Origin of the sequence: Methanococcoides sp. AM1 (assembly GCF_900774055.1) — an archaeon.
Taxonomy (GTDB): domain Archaea; phylum Halobacteriota; class Methanosarcinia; order Methanosarcinales; family Methanosarcinaceae; genus Methanococcoides.
Genome location: NZ_CAAGSW010000041.1, coordinates 1 through 207 on the forward strand (window position 1 = coordinate 1; position 207 = coordinate 207).

The following is a 207-nucleotide window of genomic DNA, read 5'->3' on the forward strand; positions in this document are numbered from 1 at the left end:
TACCGTCAGCATCAATATCCCAGGACCATGACGTTGCATTGGTTGACAGATCAGTAAACGCAACGCTCAGGGGAGCAATACCTTCAGTGACATTAGCACTGAAATCGGATACCGGAAGTATAGGAACGGATGTCACATTGATATAACCGGTCTTGATTTCGGAAGCAGTGCCATTAATATTACTGACAGTAAGATTGACAGTATACA

General features: G+C 43.5%; 1 protein-coding gene. It reads right to left on the reverse strand.

Annotated elements, in window-relative coordinates; all coding sequences use genetic code 11:
- A partial coding sequence (locus E7X57_RS12640; RefSeq protein ID WP_167881007.1) for a hypothetical protein occupies positions 1-207 on the reverse strand: 207 nt, incomplete at both ends.